Annotated in this window: 14 protein-coding genes and 1 pseudogene; 2 read left to right on the top strand and 13 right to left on the bottom strand. The window is 64.6% G+C overall.

Translation table 11 applies throughout. The annotated features are described in order from the left end of the window. Positions 1–40: 40 nt before the first annotated feature. Positions 41–772, top strand: coding sequence for a transcriptional regulator NanR (gene nanR / locus KUW00_RS19510; protein ID WP_222569924.1), 732 nt, complete (start codon positions 41–43; stop codon positions 770–772). Positions 773–934: 162 nt separating this feature from the next. Here nanR and KUW00_RS19505 read toward each other — a convergent pair whose 3' ends face one another. From KUW00_RS19505 to KUW00_RS19450, 12 genes are all read right to left on the bottom strand, one after another. Continuing rightward, entirely contained in the window at positions 935–2,083 is a 1,149-nt protein-coding gene (locus KUW00_RS19505) for a mannitol dehydrogenase (RefSeq protein WP_222569923.1), read from the bottom strand. Between the two features lie 97 nt (positions 2,084–2,180). Further along, positions 2,181–3,881: a UxaA family hydrolase gene (locus tag KUW00_RS19500; protein ID WP_222569922.1), complete on the bottom strand. Its 1,701-nt coding sequence runs from the start codon at positions 3,879–3,881 to the stop codon at positions 2,181–2,183. Positions 3,882–4,025: 144 nt separating this feature from the next. Further along, positions 4,026–5,081, bottom strand: a complete 1,056-nt coding sequence (locus KUW00_RS19495) for a zinc-binding alcohol dehydrogenase family protein (RefSeq protein ID WP_253028684.1) — start codon at positions 5,079–5,081, stop codon at positions 4,026–4,028. Continuing rightward, positions 5,078–5,929: a fumarylacetoacetate hydrolase family protein gene (locus KUW00_RS19490; RefSeq protein WP_222569920.1), complete on the bottom strand. Its 852-nt coding sequence runs from the start codon at positions 5,927–5,929 to the stop codon at positions 5,078–5,080. The genes KUW00_RS19495 and KUW00_RS19490 overlap by 4 nt, the downstream gene beginning before the upstream one ends. Before the next feature lie 93 nt (positions 5,930–6,022). After that, positions 6,023–6,772 (bottom strand): SDR family oxidoreductase, encoded by a 750-nt coding sequence (locus tag KUW00_RS19485; RefSeq protein WP_222569919.1) that lies wholly within the window; start codon positions 6,770–6,772, stop codon positions 6,023–6,025. A gap of 747 nt (positions 6,773–7,519) precedes the next feature. Next, on the bottom strand, positions 7,520–8,131 hold the full coding sequence (locus tag KUW00_RS19480; RefSeq protein ID WP_124804839.1) for a cytochrome P460 family protein: 612 nt from the start codon (positions 8,129–8,131) through the stop codon (positions 7,520–7,522). A gap of 501 nt (positions 8,132–8,632) precedes the next feature. Further along, the gene (locus KUW00_RS19475; RefSeq protein WP_222569918.1) at positions 8,633–9,793 is read right to left on the bottom strand and encodes a fumarylacetoacetate hydrolase family protein; all 1,161 of its coding nucleotides are present in this window, start codon (positions 9,791–9,793) and stop codon (positions 8,633–8,635) included. Positions 9,794–9,832: 39 nt separating this feature from the next. After that, positions 9,833–11,254 carry an FAD-binding oxidoreductase gene (locus KUW00_RS19470; RefSeq protein ID WP_222569917.1) on the bottom strand — a complete coding sequence of 474 codons (1,422 nt, stop codon included), beginning with the start codon at positions 11,252–11,254 and terminating at the stop codon, positions 9,833–9,835. Between the two features lie 58 nt (positions 11,255–11,312). Further along, positions 11,313–12,569, bottom strand: coding sequence for a TRAP transporter large permease (locus tag KUW00_RS19465; RefSeq protein ID WP_124804836.1), 1,257 nt, complete (start codon positions 12,567–12,569; stop codon positions 11,313–11,315). After that, positions 12,566–13,057 carry a TRAP transporter small permease gene (locus tag KUW00_RS19460; protein WP_222569916.1) on the bottom strand — a complete coding sequence of 164 codons (492 nt, stop codon included), beginning with the start codon at positions 13,055–13,057 and terminating at the stop codon, positions 12,566–12,568. The genes KUW00_RS19465 and KUW00_RS19460 overlap by 4 nt, the downstream gene beginning before the upstream one ends. A gap of 59 nt (positions 13,058–13,116) precedes the next feature. Beyond that, positions 13,117–14,205, bottom strand: a complete 1,089-nt coding sequence (locus tag KUW00_RS19455) for a TRAP transporter substrate-binding protein (protein ID WP_083970675.1) — start codon at positions 14,203–14,205, stop codon at positions 13,117–13,119. 119 nt (positions 14,206–14,324) lie between these two features. Next, positions 14,325–15,638, bottom strand: coding sequence for an L-fuconate dehydratase (locus tag KUW00_RS19450; protein WP_045995055.1), 1,314 nt, complete (start codon positions 15,636–15,638; stop codon positions 14,325–14,327). A gap of 244 nt (positions 15,639–15,882) precedes the next feature. Between KUW00_RS19450 and KUW00_RS19445 the strand changes: the two genes are divergently transcribed. Next, positions 15,883–16,848, top strand: coding sequence for a LysR family transcriptional regulator (locus KUW00_RS19445; RefSeq protein ID WP_083970676.1), 966 nt, complete (start codon positions 15,883–15,885; stop codon positions 16,846–16,848). Between the two features lie 543 nt (positions 16,849–17,391). Here KUW00_RS19445 and KUW00_RS19440 read toward each other — a convergent pair. Continuing rightward, positions 17,392–17,585 (bottom strand): annotated as a pseudogene (locus tag KUW00_RS19440) (aldehyde dehydrogenase (NADP(+))); the annotation flags it as partial.

Raw genomic sequence — 17,585 nt, 5'->3', positions numbered from 1 at the left:
GGAGACGCTCCGGGTGATGGATCGAGGGAGACCCGCGTCGATGAGCAAATATCGGGTGGAGCGCAAGACGCTGTCCGAGCAGGTGGCCGAACAACTGGAGGCTGAAATCCTCGAAGGGCGGCTGGGCGAGAATGATCAATTGCCGTCCGAACGTGAATTGATGGAGCAGTTCGGGGTCGGGCGCCCGGCGGTGCGGGAGGCGCTGTTCTACCTGCAGCAGCTAGGCTTGATCGCGATCAACAGCGGCACCCGGGCACGGGTTATCCGGCCCACCGCCGAGGCCGTGATGGCGAGGCTGTCCGGGGTCACCCGACAGTTGTTGGCCAAACCCGAAGGGCAGCAGTACTTTCAGGAGGCTCGGGCGCTTTTCGAGGTCGCGCTGGCCCGTCAGGCGGCGCAGCACGCAAGCGATGAGGAGATCCAGGCGTTGCGCGACGCTCTGGCGCATCAGCGTTCGGTGATCGGCGATGAAGCCGCCGTCAAGCGGGCCGATAACGACTTTCATGGCGTCCTGGCGAGTATCGGGCACAACCCCATCTACGACGCCATCCATCAGGCACTATCCGAGTGGCTCGATGACCGTCGCGCCCTGGCGCTGCAGCAGTCCGGGGAGGACCTGGCTGCCCTGGAGGCCCACACCGAGATCGTCGAGGCCATCGCCGCCCGGGACCCGGAAGCCGCCGAGGCCGCCATGCGACGGCACCTCGATCGTCACTACGGCACCTATATGCAGCTCAAGCAACGCCTCAAGGGTCGCCAGGACGACGCCTGAGCCTGAGGGAGCGGAAGCACCCGTGCTGCACCGGGCAATGAGAACGGCCTTGGGCCAAGGGCGTGAGCCGAAGCCATACGCCGCCGCCGGATGACATCCGGCGGCGGCGTGTTATTGAAGGGTGCCTTGTTTGAGTGAGCCGCCAGCCTGGCCAGGACGTTGTCAGGTCGAGGACAGGGACGAGGTCGACGCGGAAGCCGTCGAGGGGAAAGCGCTGGCCAGGCGTGGTACGTCCCGACCCTGGCGGGCGGCCATCTGTACCACCGGCGCCAGCCTTCGCTCCAGCTTCTGGGGATGATTCTGGGCGATATCGGCCAGTCGGTGGTCCAGCCATGGATTGCGGAAACGATCCAGAATGCTGTCGACGTAGTCCTCGAGTTCCATGCCCGGAAGTTCCTGATCGAGTACCGGTACCACCTCCTGGCGCAGCATCTTCTCCAGTTCGTCTCCCAGGCGGGGGTCGTCTATCGCCTGGCGAACCAGTGTCACCTCCTCGCCGAGACCGAGATCCATGACGCGAGCGACCAGCCAGGTATGAGCCAGGTTCAAGAGGTGCAGCTTGCGACGCTCGAAGGGACGGATATCGTCGACCAGATGTACGTCCGGGTGGGAGAACGGCATCACCAGCCCGGGCGTTTGCTGAATCGCCCAGAGGCCATAGGGCTCGGAGACGGCGCCCACCGGATCCAGCTCGGCGGAGACGATGCGGTCCACCAGGGTCACCGCCCACACGCAGTCCCGCTCGAGCCATGCCATGAAGCCATCGTCGTCGTAGTGGGCCTGTGCCAATTCCAGGATGACGTCCTTGAGCTTGAGGGCGTTGTCGGTCAGAAGCTCGCATGGCAGCAGGGTGACGCCGGGACGGCCGGCGTCGAAGCGGGTCTTCAACAGGTGCGTCAGCTTGGCGGGGAAGCTCTCGGGGCAGTTCCGCCGTGGGCCATCGCCCGCCGGGACCTGATAGCCCGCCTCGGAGGTGTTGGAGACCACGTGGGTCACCTCATCGCGAAAACGCCGCTCCACTTCTGCCCAGGCTTCGCGGGCAACCAGCGCGGTGGTGATGCTGTCGACCTGATGGGTGGTATCGATCAGTTCGCCATCACGTCGGCCGCGCATCTTGACCGGGTAGACCGGGTCCCGGGCCAGGGCGTGGGCCTTGGTTCGCCCGGCCGCACGGTCCGAGCTCTGTACCGCAATGATACGGATATCACTGCCGTGTTCGTCCCGGGCCTGGCTGGCGAACAGGTCGACGTGGGCCAGCAGAAAACGGCCGATGCCGAACTGCATCAGGGTGACGGTGGTTGCGTTTTGCATGTTGCCAGTCTCTCTCAAGGGAAGCTCACAGGCTCTCTCACGGGGACGCTCACAGGCTCTCTCACAGGGACGCTCACAGGCTCTTTCACAGGAACGCTCACAAGGACACCCCACGCTTCCAGGGAATGAAGTCGTGCTGGGCCAGCCCCACGGCGCGGGTGGTGTAGCGCCCAGACGCGGTCTCGATGCACAGCGCCAGCAGGTCATCGGCGAGCTCGTCGATGGAGGCCTCGCCCCGGATCACCGCTCCGCTATCGAAGTCGATGATGTCCGCCATGCGGCGGGCCAGGTCCGAGTTGCTGGCGACCTTTAGGGTCGGTGCCACCGGGTTACCCGTGGGCGTGCCGAGCCCGGTGGTGAAGATCACCAGGTTGGCGCCGGAGCCGACCAGAGCGGTAGTGGACTCGACATCGTTGCCGGGACTGCACAGCAGCGCCAGGCCGGGCCGCGTGGCGGTCTCGGTGTAGTCGAGGACCTCGACCACCGGGCTGTCGCCGCCTTTCTTGGCGGCCCCGGCGGACTTCATGGCATCGGTGATCAGACCATCGCGGATATTGCCCGGCGAGGGGTTCATCGAGAAACTCGCACCGACCGCGTCGGCGTGGCGCTGGTAGGCCTGCATCAGCGACGAGAAACGTTCGGCGGTGGTGTCGTCGACGCAGCGCGACAGCAGTTCGTGCTCGACTCCGCAGAGCTCGGGAAATTCGCTGAGGATGCCGCTGCCGCCGAGGGCAACCAGGCGATCGATGACACCGCCCACCACCGGGTTGGCCGACAGACCCGAGAAGCCGTCGGACCCGCCGCACTCCACCCCGATGCGCAGGGCCGATAGCGGCGCCGGCTGGCGGGTCACCTGGTTGGCCTCGCGCAGGCCATCGAAGATGGTGCCCAGGGCCTGTTCGATCAAGGCGTCTTCGCTGGTGCTGGCCTGTTGCTCGAGGTAGTGCACCGGGCGCAGGCCCTGCGGGTCCTTGCTTGCCACCGCCTGCTTGAGCATGGCGATCTGGGCCTTCTGGCAGCCAAGGCTCAGCACCGTGGCGCCGGCAACGTTAGGGTGGGTGATGTAGCCCGCCAGAAGGTTGCACAGCGCCTGGGCGTCGTCGTCGGTGCCGCCACAACCCAGGGTATGGGTCAGAAAACGCACGCCGTCCACGTTGGGAAAGGGCGAGGAGGGAGGCTCGGTCACATGGCTCGGGCTATCGCCATGAAGCATCTGGCGTGCCATCTGCTTGTAGTCGCGGAAAGGGTCGTCACCCAGGGCGTCCGCCACACACTGGCGAAGCACCTCGATATTGCGGTTCTCGCAGAACACCAGCGGCACCACCAGCCACAGGTTGGCGGTGCCCACGCCACCGTCCGGACGATGGAAGCCATCGAAGGTGTGATCCTCGAAGGCGGAAACGTCCGGTGCCTGCCAGTGTTCCCGGCGGGTGACCGGGGTATCCGAGTGGGTGAAGTGCTCCAGGTTGTCGGTGCGGATCACGCTGCCACGGGCGATCGCCCGGGTGGCCCGGCCGACGGTGACGCCGTACATGGTGACGGTGTCACCGACGGCCAGATCCTCGAGGGCGAACTTGTGCTTGTGGCGGATGGCTTCCACCAGTGTCAGGGTGTCGGCCCCCTCGTCGATGCGGTGCCCCTGGGGCAGGTCGCGCAGGGCGACACGCACATTGTCGGCAGGATGGACCCGCAGGCTTTCCTGGGCGGGCTGGTCGCTGGCGATGGTCGCGTTGGACGACGCTGCCTTGTTCGATGCAGCGGTGGTCGATGACGTGGTGGTCGATGACTGTGTGGACATGGGACGGTCCTCGGCAAAGGCGTTGACGTTGTTATCGTGACGGCCTGGTGATCGGGTGCAGCAGATGACGGTGGGTGCCGTACGCCGCCTGGTGAAAGAGTGTTCGGTGCCCGTCGAAGGGGGCTTGCCGGTCCTGGTGCCGACTTATCGATCGAGGTGAATCATCGCCTTGATCACGCCGGCCTCACCGCCGCACCACACCGGCATGGTCTCCGGCAGGGCCTCGAGCTTGGCACGATGGGTGATCATCGGGCGCACCTGGATACGGCCTTCTTCCAGCAGTTCGGTGACGCAGTCGAAGTCTTCGCGGGTGGCGTTGCGGCTGGCGAGCAGGGTCAGTTCTCGGCCGTGAAAGCTCGGGTCGTCAAAGCGAATGTCTGACTTGACGATGCTGACCAGTACGTAGCGGCCGCCGTGTCCGGCCAGGCCGAAGCCGGCCTCCATGGCGCTCGGGTTGCCGGTGGCGTCGAACACCACGTCGGCCAGTGCGCCGTCGTTGAGACTGGCCAGGCGCGCCTGCGGATCGTCCTCGCCCACTACCAGGGTCTGCTCGAAGCCGAGCGCTTCGCGGCAGAAGGTCAGGCGTTCGGCGCTGGTATCGAGCAGCAGTACCCGTGCACCGCGGGCCCGCGCGACCTGGGCGACGCCGATGCCGATGGGGCCGGCGCCGACCACCGCCACCAGTTCATCCGCTTCCACCGCGGCCCGGCGCACCGCGTGGGCACCGATGGCCTGGCACTCGATCAGTGCCAGCTCGTCTGGTTCCAGTGCCGGGCAGGCCACCAGATGATCGACCGGAACCTTCAGCCACTCGGCCATGCCGCCGTCGCGATGGACGCCGATCACCTGCATCGCCTGACAGCAGTTGGTCTTGCCGCGCCGGCAGGCGCGACACTCGCCACAGTGCAGGTAGGGGATCACGTACACCGGCTGGTGCTCGAGGCGGGCACGGGTCGCCTCGTCCACGTCGTCGGCAAGGGCCTCCACCGTACCGGCCAGTTCGTGCCCCAGCACCCGGGGGTAGTCGAAGTAGGGCTGGTTGCCGCCGAAGGCGTGGATATCGGTGCCGCAGACCCCGATGCGCGAAATGCGCACCAGGGCCTCGCCGCCGGCAAGCTCGGGGCGGGGGCGCTGTTCCAGGGCCATCTGCCCTGGTTCGACGCACACCGCCACGGTCATGGGCTGGTCGCGCTGGCTCATGCGTCCGAATCCGCCACGACCTTCTGGGTCTGCACCCCGAGGCCCTCGATGCCCAGGCGCATGGTCTGACCCGGACGCAGGAACACCGGCGGATTCTGGCCCAGGCCGACACCAGGCGGCGTGCCGGTGGAGATGACGTCGCCTGGCTGCAGGCTCATGAAACGGCTCAGGTAGCTGATGAGGTAGGCCACCTGATAGACCATGGTGCGGGTATTGCCGTCCTGGTATCGCTTGCCGTCGACCTCGAGCCACAGGTTCAGCGCCTGGGGATCTTCCACTTCATCCGGGGTCACCAGCCAGGGGCCGAGGGGACCGAAGGTGTCGCAACCCTTGCCCTTGTCCCAGGTACCGCTGCGCTCGAGCTGGAATTCCCGCTCGGATACGTCGTTGATCACGCAGTAGCCCGCCACGTGCTCGAGGGCGTCGGCTTCGTCGATATAGCGACCGCCCTTGCCGATCACCACGCCGAGTTCGACCTCCCAGTCGGTCTTGGAGGAATCGCGGGGAATGATGACGTCGTCGTCGGGGCCGCAGATGGCGCTGGTCCACTTGTTGAAGATCACCGGCTCCGGCGGCACCTCGGCGCCACTCTCGGCGGCGTGGTCGGCGTAGTTGAGGCCGATGCAGATGAACTTGCCGACCTGACCGACGCAGGGGCCGATACGGGTGTCGGCGGGAACCTCGGGCAGGCTTTCCAGATCGAGGCCGGCGATGCGCGCCAGGCTGTCACGTCCGAGGGCCTCTCCGGCAACGTCGTCGATGACGCCGGACAGGTCACGGACACGTCCGTTGGTGTCGAGAATACCGGGAGCTTCCTGGCCGGGGGCGCCGAATCGCAGCAGTTTCATGGGGTGTCCTTTGTCGTTGATTGGATGGATGTTTTTGCTGAGTTGATGGTGTTATATCGCGCCGATGTCATCGCTTTGCGTCGATCAGTGTCGTCACGCCAGCCAGCCGCCATCGATGATCTGGCTGGTGCCTGTGGTATACGCCGATTCATCGGAGGCCAGATAGACGGCCAGTGCGGCTATTTCCTCGGGCCTGCCCAGGCGTCCCATTGGCTGGCGGTCGAGGAAGGCCTGGCGCACCTGGGCTTCGTCCTGTCCCTGAGCCTCGGCCTGGGCGCGAATACGCTGCGCCAGGGAGGGCGACTCCACGGTACCCGGACAGATGGCGTTGCAGCGGATGCCGTGGGTCACGTAGTCCGCCGCCACCGAGCGCGTCAGACCGATGACGGCGGCCTTGCTGGTGCCGTAGGCAAAGCGTCCGGCAACACCCTTCAGGCTGCTGGCGACCGACGCCATGTTGATGATGTTGCCACCACCGGCCTCCAGCATACCGGGAAGAAAGGTCGAGATGGTGTGGTACATGGCGGTGACGTTGATCGCCATGGAGCGATCGAAGTCCTCGATGGAGCACTCCAGCAGGCTGCCGCTATGCACGTAACCGGCACAGTTGAACAGGATGGTCGGTGTCGGAATCTTCGCCCCCAGCTCGGCGATCGCCGCAGGGTCGGTCACATCCAGGGTGTGGCAGCGGACACCCCGGCGATCTGCCAGATCCTCAAGCTTGGCCGGATCGAGGTCGGTGGCGTGGACCTCCGCGCCCTCGGCGATAAAGCGCTCGACGGTGGCGCGACCGATGCCCTGGCCGGCGGCGGTGATCAAGGCGGTCTTTCCTGACAGACGCATGATGTCTCCTGTTGGCAGGGGCGACGAGGTTGTTGTCATGGCGGCGAAACATCAGGTGTCGTAGTGACGAAGGCCTGGTGCTCTCCCTCTAGCTGAAGCCTGCTGGTGCCGCGGGTTTTCGCTAGGTGGTATGACAGGCTGCTAGCATGACGTTATCCGTAGTATGGCGCAGGTTGGCTGGATTGCAATTGGCGCCAAGGGCCGACTTTGGTCGCAAGGGATCAAGAGTGCCGGGGTAGCGGAATATGGCTGATAGCAAAGAGCGGGGACGGATATCGCTGGTCCGCGGGAAGAGGGCGCCGAGAACATAAAAAAAGGCGGCCGGGGAGGGCCGCCAGGAGGGCAGGGAACGCAAGAAGGATGGCGGATATCGCTGCCGAGAGACATCCTTCTCTCGGGGCAGCCCCTATGCCACTTCTGGACTCCGGGGCGAATCCAGTGGCTCGCCGGTAGACGTACCCTGCAAGGCCATAGGGTGACGCAGGGTCACCGTCATCGCTTCATGCTCGGTGGTGCCAGGTGCTTGTCTTGCCGGCCTTCGTGCTACTGGGTATCGGGTGTTTATATGTCTATACGGCCGGCTGCGGTTCGCATGTGCACGTACCGCACGTTTCTACATAGCACCTTTCATTGGCACCTTTCATTGGCACCTTTAGGCACCATATTCCAGATGGTCCCCGTTCCTGACTCTGACTCCCTGGCCGATGGTTCAGGCCCTGGACTGTCGGAACGGGGCCAGACAGGCGATCAGCCGTCGTTGCCAAGCTGGGACTGGGTGCCGCCACCGGCGTCGTCGCCGGCGCCCTTGCCGGCGGTCAGTACCGGGTAGTACTGGGTAAAGACGAAGTCATCGGCTGCCGCCGCCGCGTGGCAGGCGTTGCAGGCCGCGGTGGGGAAGGGCGCCGCTGTCTCCTTGAGGCTCGAGTGGTCCGGCGTCGAGAAGCTGTAGTAGGCCCAGTTGCCGGGTTCATCCGGGAAGTGCTCGCTGCTCTTGATGGTCGCCTCGAGGCCGATGTATTCGCCCATGAAGTAGCCGTTGCCGCTGGCCGCCTGCTTGCTGCCGACGCTGATCAGTTCCTTGATCATGATGGCGCCATCGCGGAATTCACCGGTTTCCTTCCAGTGATCCCAGCTTTCCGGATCGATGTAGACGGCGTGGAACTCAGGGAACGGCGCCTTGCCGTTGTTCATGTCATTGGGCGTGAGCGGGGTACCGACGAACACCCATTCGCGGAAACCGGTAGGTCGCGTGAGCTCCCCGTCGGTGATCTCGAAGTAGGTCTCGGCGACCGCGTCGAAGGCGATCAGGCTGGCGCCCATGGCGGCGGCGATGGCGGTGAGACGGGAAATCCTGAGCATGGTCTGTCCTCCTTGGTCACCGAGGCGCACCTAGACGCATCCATCCACGGGTGCTGCGCTGACGGCGACGAGTCACGGCAAGGGCGGCGCAGGCTTCTTGGGTGGCCTTTGGCTTGCTCCCTGTCCTTTATCCGGGCCTTGAGGCCCTTGTCTGATGATGGTCGATGTTCCTTGGTCCCCTCGCTCGCGCGAGTGCAGCGATGACGTTGCCGGTCTTGTTCCTGGCCTTGCGTTGTTCCTGACCTTGCGTTCGCGATGCAACGCGCCATGCGCAAGAACAACCGTCATATGTCGAAACACTGACTGACATCGGCGGGAGGGGTCTTGAAGGTATATGTCAGAGCCATGTCACTCGCCATGTCCGGCGCGGGAACTCGCATACCGCATGCGCAAATGCTTGAGTAGCAGCGCGTAATGGCACAGTTGGCGGCCTGAAACAAAAAAGCCTCGCCGAGGGCGAGGCAGAAGGGAGATGTCGGTTCGTGCGGGTCTTGCGTGGTGTCAGCCGCGCTGGTGGGCGAGCCAGGCGCGGATACCGTAGGTCCAGGGGGGCAGCTGGTCGGAGCGTTCGACGCGATTGACCAGAGCGCCCAGGCGAGGCGTCGAGATGGTGACCACATCACCCAGGTGATGGGTAAAGCCCTGGCCGGGCCCGTCGCGGTCCTGAATCGGCGAGAACATGGTGCCGAGGAACAGCATGAAGCCATCGGGGTACTGGTGATGCGCGCCGATGGTCTGGCCGACCAGGTCCAGCGGGTCGCGACTGATCTCGCGCATGTCGCTCTGGTCTTCCAGCAGGAAGTCGTCGTCGTTGCCTTCGATGCGCAGGCTGACCATGGCCGAGCGCACGTCGTCGATCGAGAAGTGGTCATCGAACAGGCGAATGAAGGGGCCGATGGCACAGGAGGCGTTGTTATCCTTGGCCTTGCCCAGCAGCAGGGCACTGCGTCCTTCGACATCGCGCAGGTTGACGTCATTGCCCAGCGTCGCGCCGCGGGCGTTGCCTTGTGCATCCACCGCCAGCACGATCTCGGGCTCGGGGTTGTTCCAGCGCGATGACGGGTGCAGCCCCACCGCCGCGCCCTGGCCCACCGCGGACAGCGGCTGCGACTTGGTGAAGACCTCGGCGTCGGGGCCGATGCCGACCTCCATGTACTGGGACCAGGCGCCACGGGACTGAAGCTCGGCCTTGAGCGCCATGGCCTCGTCGGAGCCGGGACGGATCTTCGACAGGTCACCACCGATCACGCGCTTGAGTTCTTCGCGCAGCTCGCCGGCGCGGGCGGCGTCGCCACCGGCCTGCTCCTCGATGACGCGTTCCAGCAGGCTGACCGCGAAGGTCACTCCACAGGCCTTGATCGCCTGGACGTCGCAGGGCGCGAGCAGGTGAGGGGCGCGCTGGGGTGTCTGGCAGGAATTCTCCAGCAGGCTGTCCAGGCTACCCAGGGACTCGCCCTCGGCGTTGGCGATCAGCTCGGCGGCGTCGTCGCGTTCGAGCAGGTCGGCCATGACATTGATGGTGGCCGACAGGTCGATAAGCTGGCCATCGCGAACGGTTACCAGGACGGGGCCTTGCTGGTCGTCGCGCCACACTCGGCCGACCAGCAGGGCACGGTCGGCGTCGTCGGGCAGGATGTCGCGGGCGGTAAGGCGGGGACTCATGTTAGGGCCTCTATCTGTTGAAAAGGGGAAGTCGATGGCTCAGCGCTGCATTCTGGGCAGGATGCGTCCGGGGCTCATCAGGCCGCGGGGGTCCAGCAGGCGCTTCAGGCCACGCATGATGTCGTGCTCCGGCGCCGACAGGCTTTCGAGGAAGTAGGGCTGCTTGACGCGACCGATGCCGTGCTCGGCGCTGATGCTGCCGTCGAACTCGGCGACAATGGCAAACAGCTGCTCTTCCAGCTCATGCAGCAGACTGCGCTTGTCGTCGTCGTCCAGATGCGCCGGCGGCAGGATATTGAAGTGCAGGTTGCCATCGCCGACGTGGCCGTAGGCGATGACCTGAGAGTCTGGCGAGGCCTCGGTGATCGCCGCCTCCGCCTGGTCATGGAAGGCGGTAAGCTGGGAGATCGGCAGCGAGACGTCGGTACGCAGGTGCTCGCCGCGGCGCTGCTGGCCTTCCAGCATGGCCTCGCGCAGCTGCCATAGCTGGGCCGCCTGGGTATCGCTTGTGGCCAGCACACCATCCTCCAGCAGGCCGTCCTCGAGTCCTCGCTCGAATAGCGTTTCGATCATGCTGTCGAGATCGGCAGGACCGCTGGCGGCGACTTCCATCAGCACGTACACCGAGTGGGGCGCATCCAGCGGGTCCGGCAGTGAGGGATCAGCCTCCAGGGCAAGTTCCATGCAGGCCCGCGGAATCAGCTCGAAGGCGGTCAGCAGGTCGCAGCAGCTGCGTCTTGCCTGGGCGTAGAGTTTCAGCACCGAGGCCACGTCGGGGCAGCCGATCAACGCAGTGCGTGTCACCTGGGGACGGGGGTAGAGCTTGAGTACCGCGCCGGTGACGATGCCCAGGGTACCCTCGGCACCGATGAACAGCTGCTTCAGGTCGTAGCCGGTGTTGTTCTTGTGCAGGGCCTTCATGTCGTCGAGCAGGCGGCCGTCCGGCAGCGCCACCTCGATACCCAGTACCAGCTGGCGCATCATGCCGTAACGCAGTACGTTCAGGCCGCCGGCGTTGGTGGCGATATTGCCGCCAATCTGGCAGCTGCCCTGGGCGCCGAGGGCCAGCGGAAAGGTGCAATCCTCGGCCTCGGCGGCGTCCTTGATGGTCTGCAGCACGCAGCCGGCGTCGACGCTCACGGTGAAGTTGATCGGATCGATGGAGCGAATTTTATTAAGCCGCTCCAGGCTGATGACCAGCTCCGGTGTCTGGCTGTCCGGCAGGGCGCCTTCGACCAGGCCGCTGCCGCCGCCCTGGGGGACCACCGGAATATCGTGGCGATGGCAGTAGCCGAGTACCTGCGCCACCTGCTCAGAGGTCGCCGGGCGAGCCACCGCCAACGGCAGACCGCCGCGGGCGCCGGCCCAGTCGACCCGATAGCGCTCGAGGTCGTCTGTCAGCACGCCGGTGCTGCCCAGGGTCTCTCGCAGAAAGGTCAGCAGGTCGTCGTTGGCGCTCATCGGGGGCTTCTCCGCTCGGCGGGCGGCCAGGGGCCGCCCGGGTTGTTCAAGTTCGGGGTTATCGGAACCACAGCACCACTCCCGGGAACAGCAGGAACACGACCAGCAGTGCCACCAGGGTGAAGTAGAAGGGCAGCAGGCTCTTGACCAGGCTTTCCATGCCGACCTTGCCGACGCCACAGCCGACATAGAGCACGGTGCCCACCGGCGGGGTGATCAGGCCGATACCCAGGATGAAGGACATCAGCACGCCGAAGTACACCGGGTCGATGCCAAGCTTGACCACCACCGGCGTCATCAGCGGTGCCAGGATCACCATGGCCGGGGTCAGGTCCATGAAGAAGCCCACCACCAGCAGGAAGGCCGACAGGATCAGCAGCAGCAGAAGCTTGTTTTCGGTGATGGCGGACAGGCTCACTACCAGTTGCTGGGGAATCATGTTGGCGGTCAGAAGCCAGGCCAGCACGCTGGCGAAGGCCAGCAGCAGCATGACCACACCTGTCAGTCGACCGGTGCTCACGCACAGCTCGAAGAAGCGCTTGAGCGACAGGCTGCGATAGACGAAGAAGGACACCGCGAAGGCATAGACCAGCGCGATGGCGGCGCTCTCGGTGGGGGTGAAGACCCCGGTGAGGATGCCACCGACGATGATCACCGGCAGCAACAGCGCCAGGATGGCGTCCTTGAGGGCACTGGCGAGCTCCGGGAAGGAGAAGGCCTGGCCCTTGCCGTTCTTGCGTGACTGCACGTAGGTGGTGGCCGCCAGTCCCAGGGTGATCAGGATGCCGGGCACGATGCCGGCCAGGAACAGCTGGGAGATCGAGGTGTTGGTGACCACGCCGAACAGGATCATCGGGATCGACGGCGGGATGATGATGCCGACCACCGAGGCCGCGACCACGATGGCGGTGGCCATGGGCGCGCTGTAGCGATGCTGCTTCATCGGCTCGATCATCATGCTGCCGACCGCCGAGGCGTCGGCCACGGCGGAGCCGCTGATGCCGCCGAAGAACATCGAGGTCATCACCGCCACCTGACCCAGGCCACCGGCGACGAAGCCGACCATGGCGCTGGCCAGTCGGACCAGGCGGGTGGCGATGCCGCCCTCGCTCATCACCTCGCCGACCAGGATGAACAGCGGAATGGCCAGCAGCGGAAAAGAGTCCAGGCCGTTGACTGCCTGGGCGACGATGGGCGACAGCGAATAGTCGGAATAGAAGAAGATGAACAGGCTGATGGCGCCGAGGCCAAACGAGATCGGCATGCCAATGACGATGCAGATGGCAAGCCCGATAAGGATGCTCCACAGGATCATGGTTCGGACCTCCTGAGCAGGGCCACCAGGGCCAGGGTGTTGGCGATCAGGGTCAGCCCTGCCATCACCGGCATGGCGCTATAGAGCCAGGTCTTGGGGATGCCGAGCATGGGGGTAGCGCTGGTATAGCCGGAGATCAGCTCCTTGAAGCCGAGCAGGATGCAGATGCAGACGAGGTAGATCACCGCCACGGCGGTCAGTCCCAGCATGCGGCGCAGCCCGGCCGGGGCCAGGTCCTTGAAGTAGGTCACCGCCACGTGCTCCTTCTCGAGGCTGCCGAGCCCGGCGCCAAGCAGTACCAGCCAGATGAACAGCACCCGGGACAGCTCCTCGGCCCAGGCGTAGGAGGTATTGAGCACGAAGCGACCGAAGACGTTGGCGGTCACGCAGAACACCACGCCGAGCACCAGCAATCCGACAGCGATGCGCAGCGTGGTAATCAACCACCCCAGGAGTCCCGGGGTGGAAGTGGAGGATAGGGTGGTCATGGGTCACCTCCGTGGTGACGACGACCCCGCCGCCGACAGCGGCGGGGTCGGGCTAGGGCTTACTGGGAAACAGCGCGGATATCGTCGATCAGCTCTCCGCCGATCTTCTCGCGCCACTCGTCATAGACCGGCGACAGGGTCTCTTGGAAGGTGGCCACCTGTTCCGGGGTCAGCTCGGTGATGTTCATGCCCTCGTCCATCAGCTCCTGCTTGATCTGGTCGTTGAGGGTGCGGCTGACTTCACGCTGGTAGTCGCCCATCTGCTTGGCGGCGTCGGACAGCAGATCCTGATAGCCCTCGGGCAGACGGCTCCAGAAGCGCTCGGAGACCAGGGTGATAAAGGGCGTGTAGACGTGGTTGGACTCGGTGGCGTAGTCCTGCACTTCGTTGAACTTGGACGACTGAATGGTGATCCAGGGGTTCTCCTGGCCGTCGACCACGCCCTGCTCGAGAGCGGTGAACAGCTCGGCGAAGGACATCGGCGTCGGGTTGGCGCCCAGGGTCTTCCAGATATCCAGGTGGATCGGGTTCTGCATGGTCCTGACCTTGAGGCCATCCAGATCCTCGGGCGAGGCCACCGCGTTCTGGCTGTTGGTCAGCTGGCGATAGCCGTTCTCGGCCCAGCCGAGGGCCTTGAGGCCATTGGTGCTGGCGGTTTCCAGCATGCGATCACCGATCTCGCCGTCGAGCACCTCGTCGGCCACTTCCGGAGTGGGGAACAGGAACGGCAGGTCGAAGACCGCGAATTCCGGGAACATGTTGACCAGCGGCGACGTGGACGGCGCGGTCATCTCCAGGGTGCCGGACTGCAGCGCGCTGACCGCCTGGAGGTCATCGCCAAGCTGTGCGCTGTGGAACAGCTCGACCTGGATATGGCCGTCACTGCGTGCCTCGACGATGTCCTCGAAGTACTCGAGGCCACGGTACTGGGCGCCGGACTGGGTGGTGCCGATGCTGAACTTGAGGGTGTAGTCGTTGCCGTCACCTTCGACCACGGGTCCGTCGACCTCGGGGATCGGCGGCATCTCGCTGGCGGCCTGGGCGGTGGCAACACCACCCAGCGTCAGGCTGCCGATGGTCAGGGCGGCGATGGCCGCGCCCAGGCGGCGACGGGTGAAGGGGGCGACGGACGTTGTGATTGTTGTCATGCTTCTCTCCAATTTGCGTGGCGTGCTGGCCATTGCGTAGCGCTCTGGCCCTTGCTTGGCGTGCTGGCCAGCGGCCCCGGGAAGCGTTTCATCCCGGGGCCGCTGGCCGGTGGAGCGGCTCAGGCGTCTTGCCAGGCCGCGCCTTCGGGGTAGCGATGCATCTCGAGGGACTCGGGCTTCATGGTGATGCTGTAGCCCGGCGCCTCGGGCACCAGGTAGCGACCCTGACGGATACGCACCGGGTCGACAAAGTGCTCGTGCAGGTGGTCGACGTACTCCAGCAGGCGACCTTCCAGCGAACCGGAGACGGCGATGTAGTCGAACAGGGAGATGTGTTGGGTGTATTCGCATAGGCCCACGCCACCGCCGTGGGGGCAGATCGGCACGCCGTACTTGGCCGCCAGCAGCACCACGATGATGACCTCGTTGAGCCCGCCCAGACGCGCCGCGTCGAGCTGACAGAAGTCGATGGCGCCTGCCTGCAGCAGCTGCTTGAACATCACCCGGTTGTGGCAGTGCTCGCCGGTGGCGACGCCGATGCCACCTTCCAGGCCGCCCCTGAGGCGACGACGGATCTCGGCGTGACCGAGGATGTCGTCGGGGCTGGTGGGCTCCTCGATCCAGTGAGGATTGAACTCGGCCAGACGGCGCATGTTGACGATGGTCTCGTCCACATCCCACATCTGGTTGGCGTCCATCATCAGGGTGCGTTGTTCGCCGATCTCTTCACGCAGGATCGCGGCGCGCCGGCGATCTTCCTCGATGTCGCCACCGACCTTCTGCTTGAAGTGCTGCCAGCCCTCGGCCAGGGCTTCGCGGCACAGTCGACGCATCTTTTCCTCGGAATAGCCAAGCCAGCCCGCGGAGGTGGTATAGCCGGGGTAGCCCTCGGCCTTCATCTCGGCCTCGCGCTCGCCCTTGGTGCCGGCCTTGCGACGCAGCAGGGCGATGGCCTCCTCGGGGGTGATGGCGTCGGTGACGAAGCGGAAGTCCAGGCAGCGCACCAGCTGTTCCGGGCTCATGTCGACCAGCAGCTTCCAGATCGGCTTGCCTTCACGCTTGGCCCACAGGTCCCAGATAGCATTGACCAGGGCGGCGCTGGCCAGGTGCATCACGCCCTTTTCCGGACCCAGCCAGCGCAGCTGGCTATCGCCACTGGTCAGCTCGCGCCAGAAGGTGCCCATGTTCGCGGTGATGTCCTCGAGCTTGCGGCCCACCAGGGTGGGTGCCAGGGCGTTGACTGCAGCGACGCAGAGATCATTGCCGCGGCCGATGGTGAAACTCAGACCGTGGCCCTCGTCTTCCTGATCGGTGTGCAGGATGACGTAGGTGGCCGAGTAGTCCGGTGCCTCGTTCATGGCATCGGAGCCATCGAGCTGGCGTGAGGTGGGGAAGCGGATATCGCGGGCGTCGACCCGAGTGATGGTGGTCATGCTGGCGGCCTTGTGGTGAATATTGTTGGTTGTCCGACGAGTGGCCAGGGAAAGCATTGTGGGCGTCGATCAGCGGTTGGCTCCTTGCGGAAAGCGCCTGCCTCTCTGGTTGCTATCTCGCTGACCTCTTGCTGCTGTCTCTCGCTGCTGTCCCGTCGTTCTATTGTCAGTGAGGGCAGTCTAAACAGAGCGCTAAAAGAACGGCCAATCCAAGTTTTTGGCCATTTGATAACCTCAGGTTATCATGTGTTTTTCAATCATCGGGATGATGCGCTACATGCCCCATGACAGCGGTATTCACGCCAAGACGTGGCTGCGGATCAGGCATATGGTATTGCTGGTCGCCTTGGACGAAAGTCGTAACATGCACGCGGCTGCAAGGCAGCTGAACATCAGCCAGCCGGCGGCCAGCAAGATGCTCAAGGACATCGAGGGATTTCTCGGAATACCGCTGTTTCTGCGTGAGCCCGGGCGGATGGAACCGACCGACGCAGGTGTGACGGTATTGCGCTATGCACGGCGTCTGCTCAACGACACCGATCGGCTGGTCGAAGAACTGGCTTCACTGCGCGAAGGTGGGCACGGTCGGCTGGCGCTTGGCTCGGTACCCGGTGCCGCCCCGGTGATGTTGCCAAGGGCCATGGCGGAGCTGAAGTCGCACCGGCCGCGGCTTGCGATCTCGTTGATCGAGAACTCCAGCGATCGACTGCTGGTGGATCTCGAATACAAGCTGCTCGACGCCGTCATCGGCCGCTATACCGAGCCGTCCCAGCGTCATCTGTTCGACTTTCTGCCGCTCAAGGAGGAGCCGGTGTCGGTGGTGGCACGACCCGACCATCCGCTGTGTCAGGGGACGCCTGAGTTGGCCGAGGTGGTGCGCTGGCCCTGGGTGCTGCACCCCATGGCGAGCCCCATGCGCGGGTTGTTCGAGGCGGCCCTGGCCGAGGCCGGCGTCGCCTCGCCGCGCAACGTCATCGAGACCACCTCCACCCAGGCCTCGCTTCAGCTGGTGGCGAGTACCGATACCCTGTCGCTGTTGCCAAGCTCGGTGGTCAAGACCACCTTCTCTCAAGGCCGTTTCGCGGTACTGCCGCTGACCATCGGTGAGCCGCTGGGCTACTACGGCGTGCTCACGCGCAAGGGCGAGCCCTGGCCTGAACTGCTGACCGAGTTTGTCGCCAGCCTGGTCGGAGAAGAGGATGCGCCCTGAGCAATATCGTGGGCAGGAATGATCGTGGGCGTGAAAGGATGTTTCGGGGATGTCTTGGCCAATAAGTTGGGCTTTTCATGCCGGCAATAATGACCAGAATATTCGCTGAATAAGCGTGAAATGTCACCGATTATGGATTGGGTGTGATTGCAAAGGCAGGAGGGAACGGTAGCGGGAGGATGTCTGGATAGGTGTCTGGATAGATGTCTCGATGACTGTCTTCAAGGCTATCTTGATAAGCGACGTGATTTGGGGGGTAAGTGTGCCAATAGCCGTCGCTGAATCATGAGCCAAGGCCATCGTTCCCTGCAGGTCTTTATCAGGCGATACGGACCGAAGGACGATGACAGAAAGGCGGGGCCAGAAAGACCAGGACAGAATGACAAGAACAAGAAAAAGAAAACGAGACAGGAGGCGCCGATGATCGGCGCCTCCGTCCGTTCGCTTCAACCATGGCTTCAGCTACGTGTTCAGCCATGTTTTCAGCGATGTCTTCAACTACGTCGGTTCAAGACCCTTGGTTGAAGACGTGTGCCAGGCGGTTTACGCCTCGCGCTTGCCGTCCACCAGGCGGCTGACGTTCAGCGGGTTGCCATCCTTGAGCGCCTGCGGCAGCAGGGCGTCCGGCAGGTTCTGATAGCACACCGGGCGCAGGAAGCGGTGGATGGCGGCGCTGCCGACCGAGGTGGTGCGCGAGTCAGAGGTGGCCGGATAGGGGCCACCGTGGACCATGGCGT

The sequence above is a fragment of the Halomonas sp. DP5N14-9 genome (assembly GCF_019802175.1).
GTDB lineage: Bacteria > Pseudomonadota > Gammaproteobacteria > Pseudomonadales > Halomonadaceae > Halomonas > Halomonas litopenaei.
Note: the sequence above shows the minus strand (reverse complement) of the source record. Positions and strands in the feature narration are given on the sequence as shown.

Excerpts from the sequence above, each read along its gene's own strand:
- nanR (WP_222569924.1), top strand. The coding sequence starts at position 41 with ATGAGCAAATATCGGGTGGAGCGCAAGACGCTGTCCGAGCAGGTGGCC.
- KUW00_RS19505 (WP_222569923.1), bottom strand. The coding sequence starts at position 2,083 with ATGCAAAACGCAACCACCGTCACCCTGATGCAGTTCGGCATCGGCCGT.
- KUW00_RS19500 (WP_222569922.1), bottom strand. The coding sequence starts at position 3,881 with ATGTCCACACAGTCATCGACCACCACGTCATCGACCACCGCTGCATCG.
- KUW00_RS19495 (WP_253028684.1), bottom strand. The coding sequence starts at position 5,081 with ATGAGCCAGCGCGACCAGCCCATGACCGTGGCGGTGTGCGTCGAACCA.
- KUW00_RS19490 (WP_222569920.1), bottom strand. The coding sequence starts at position 5,929 with ATGAAACTGCTGCGATTCGGCGCCCCCGGCCAGGAAGCTCCCGGTATT.
- KUW00_RS19485 (WP_222569919.1), bottom strand. The coding sequence starts at position 6,772 with ATGCGTCTGTCAGGAAAGACCGCCTTGATCACCGCCGCCGGCCAGGGC.
- KUW00_RS19480 (WP_124804839.1), bottom strand. The coding sequence starts at position 8,131 with ATGCTCAGGATTTCCCGTCTCACCGCCATCGCCGCCGCCATGGGCGCC.
- KUW00_RS19475 (WP_222569918.1), bottom strand. The coding sequence starts at position 9,793 with ATGAGTCCCCGCCTTACCGCCCGCGACATCCTGCCCGACGACGCCGAC.
- KUW00_RS19470 (WP_222569917.1), bottom strand. The coding sequence starts at position 11,254 with ATGAGCGCCAACGACGACCTGCTGACCTTTCTGCGAGAGACCCTGGGC.
- KUW00_RS19465 (WP_124804836.1), bottom strand. The coding sequence starts at position 12,569 with ATGATCCTGTGGAGCATCCTTATCGGGCTTGCCATCTGCATCGTCATT.
- KUW00_RS19460 (WP_222569916.1), bottom strand. The coding sequence starts at position 13,057 with ATGACCACCCTATCCTCCACTTCCACCCCGGGACTCCTGGGGTGGTTG.
- KUW00_RS19455 (WP_083970675.1), bottom strand. The coding sequence starts at position 14,205 with ATGACAACAATCACAACGTCCGTCGCCCCCTTCACCCGTCGCCGCCTG.
- KUW00_RS19450 (WP_045995055.1), bottom strand. The coding sequence starts at position 15,638 with ATGACCACCATCACTCGGGTCGACGCCCGCGATATCCGCTTCCCCACC.
- KUW00_RS19445 (WP_083970676.1), top strand. The coding sequence starts at position 15,883 with ATGTGTTTTTCAATCATCGGGATGATGCGCTACATGCCCCATGACAGC.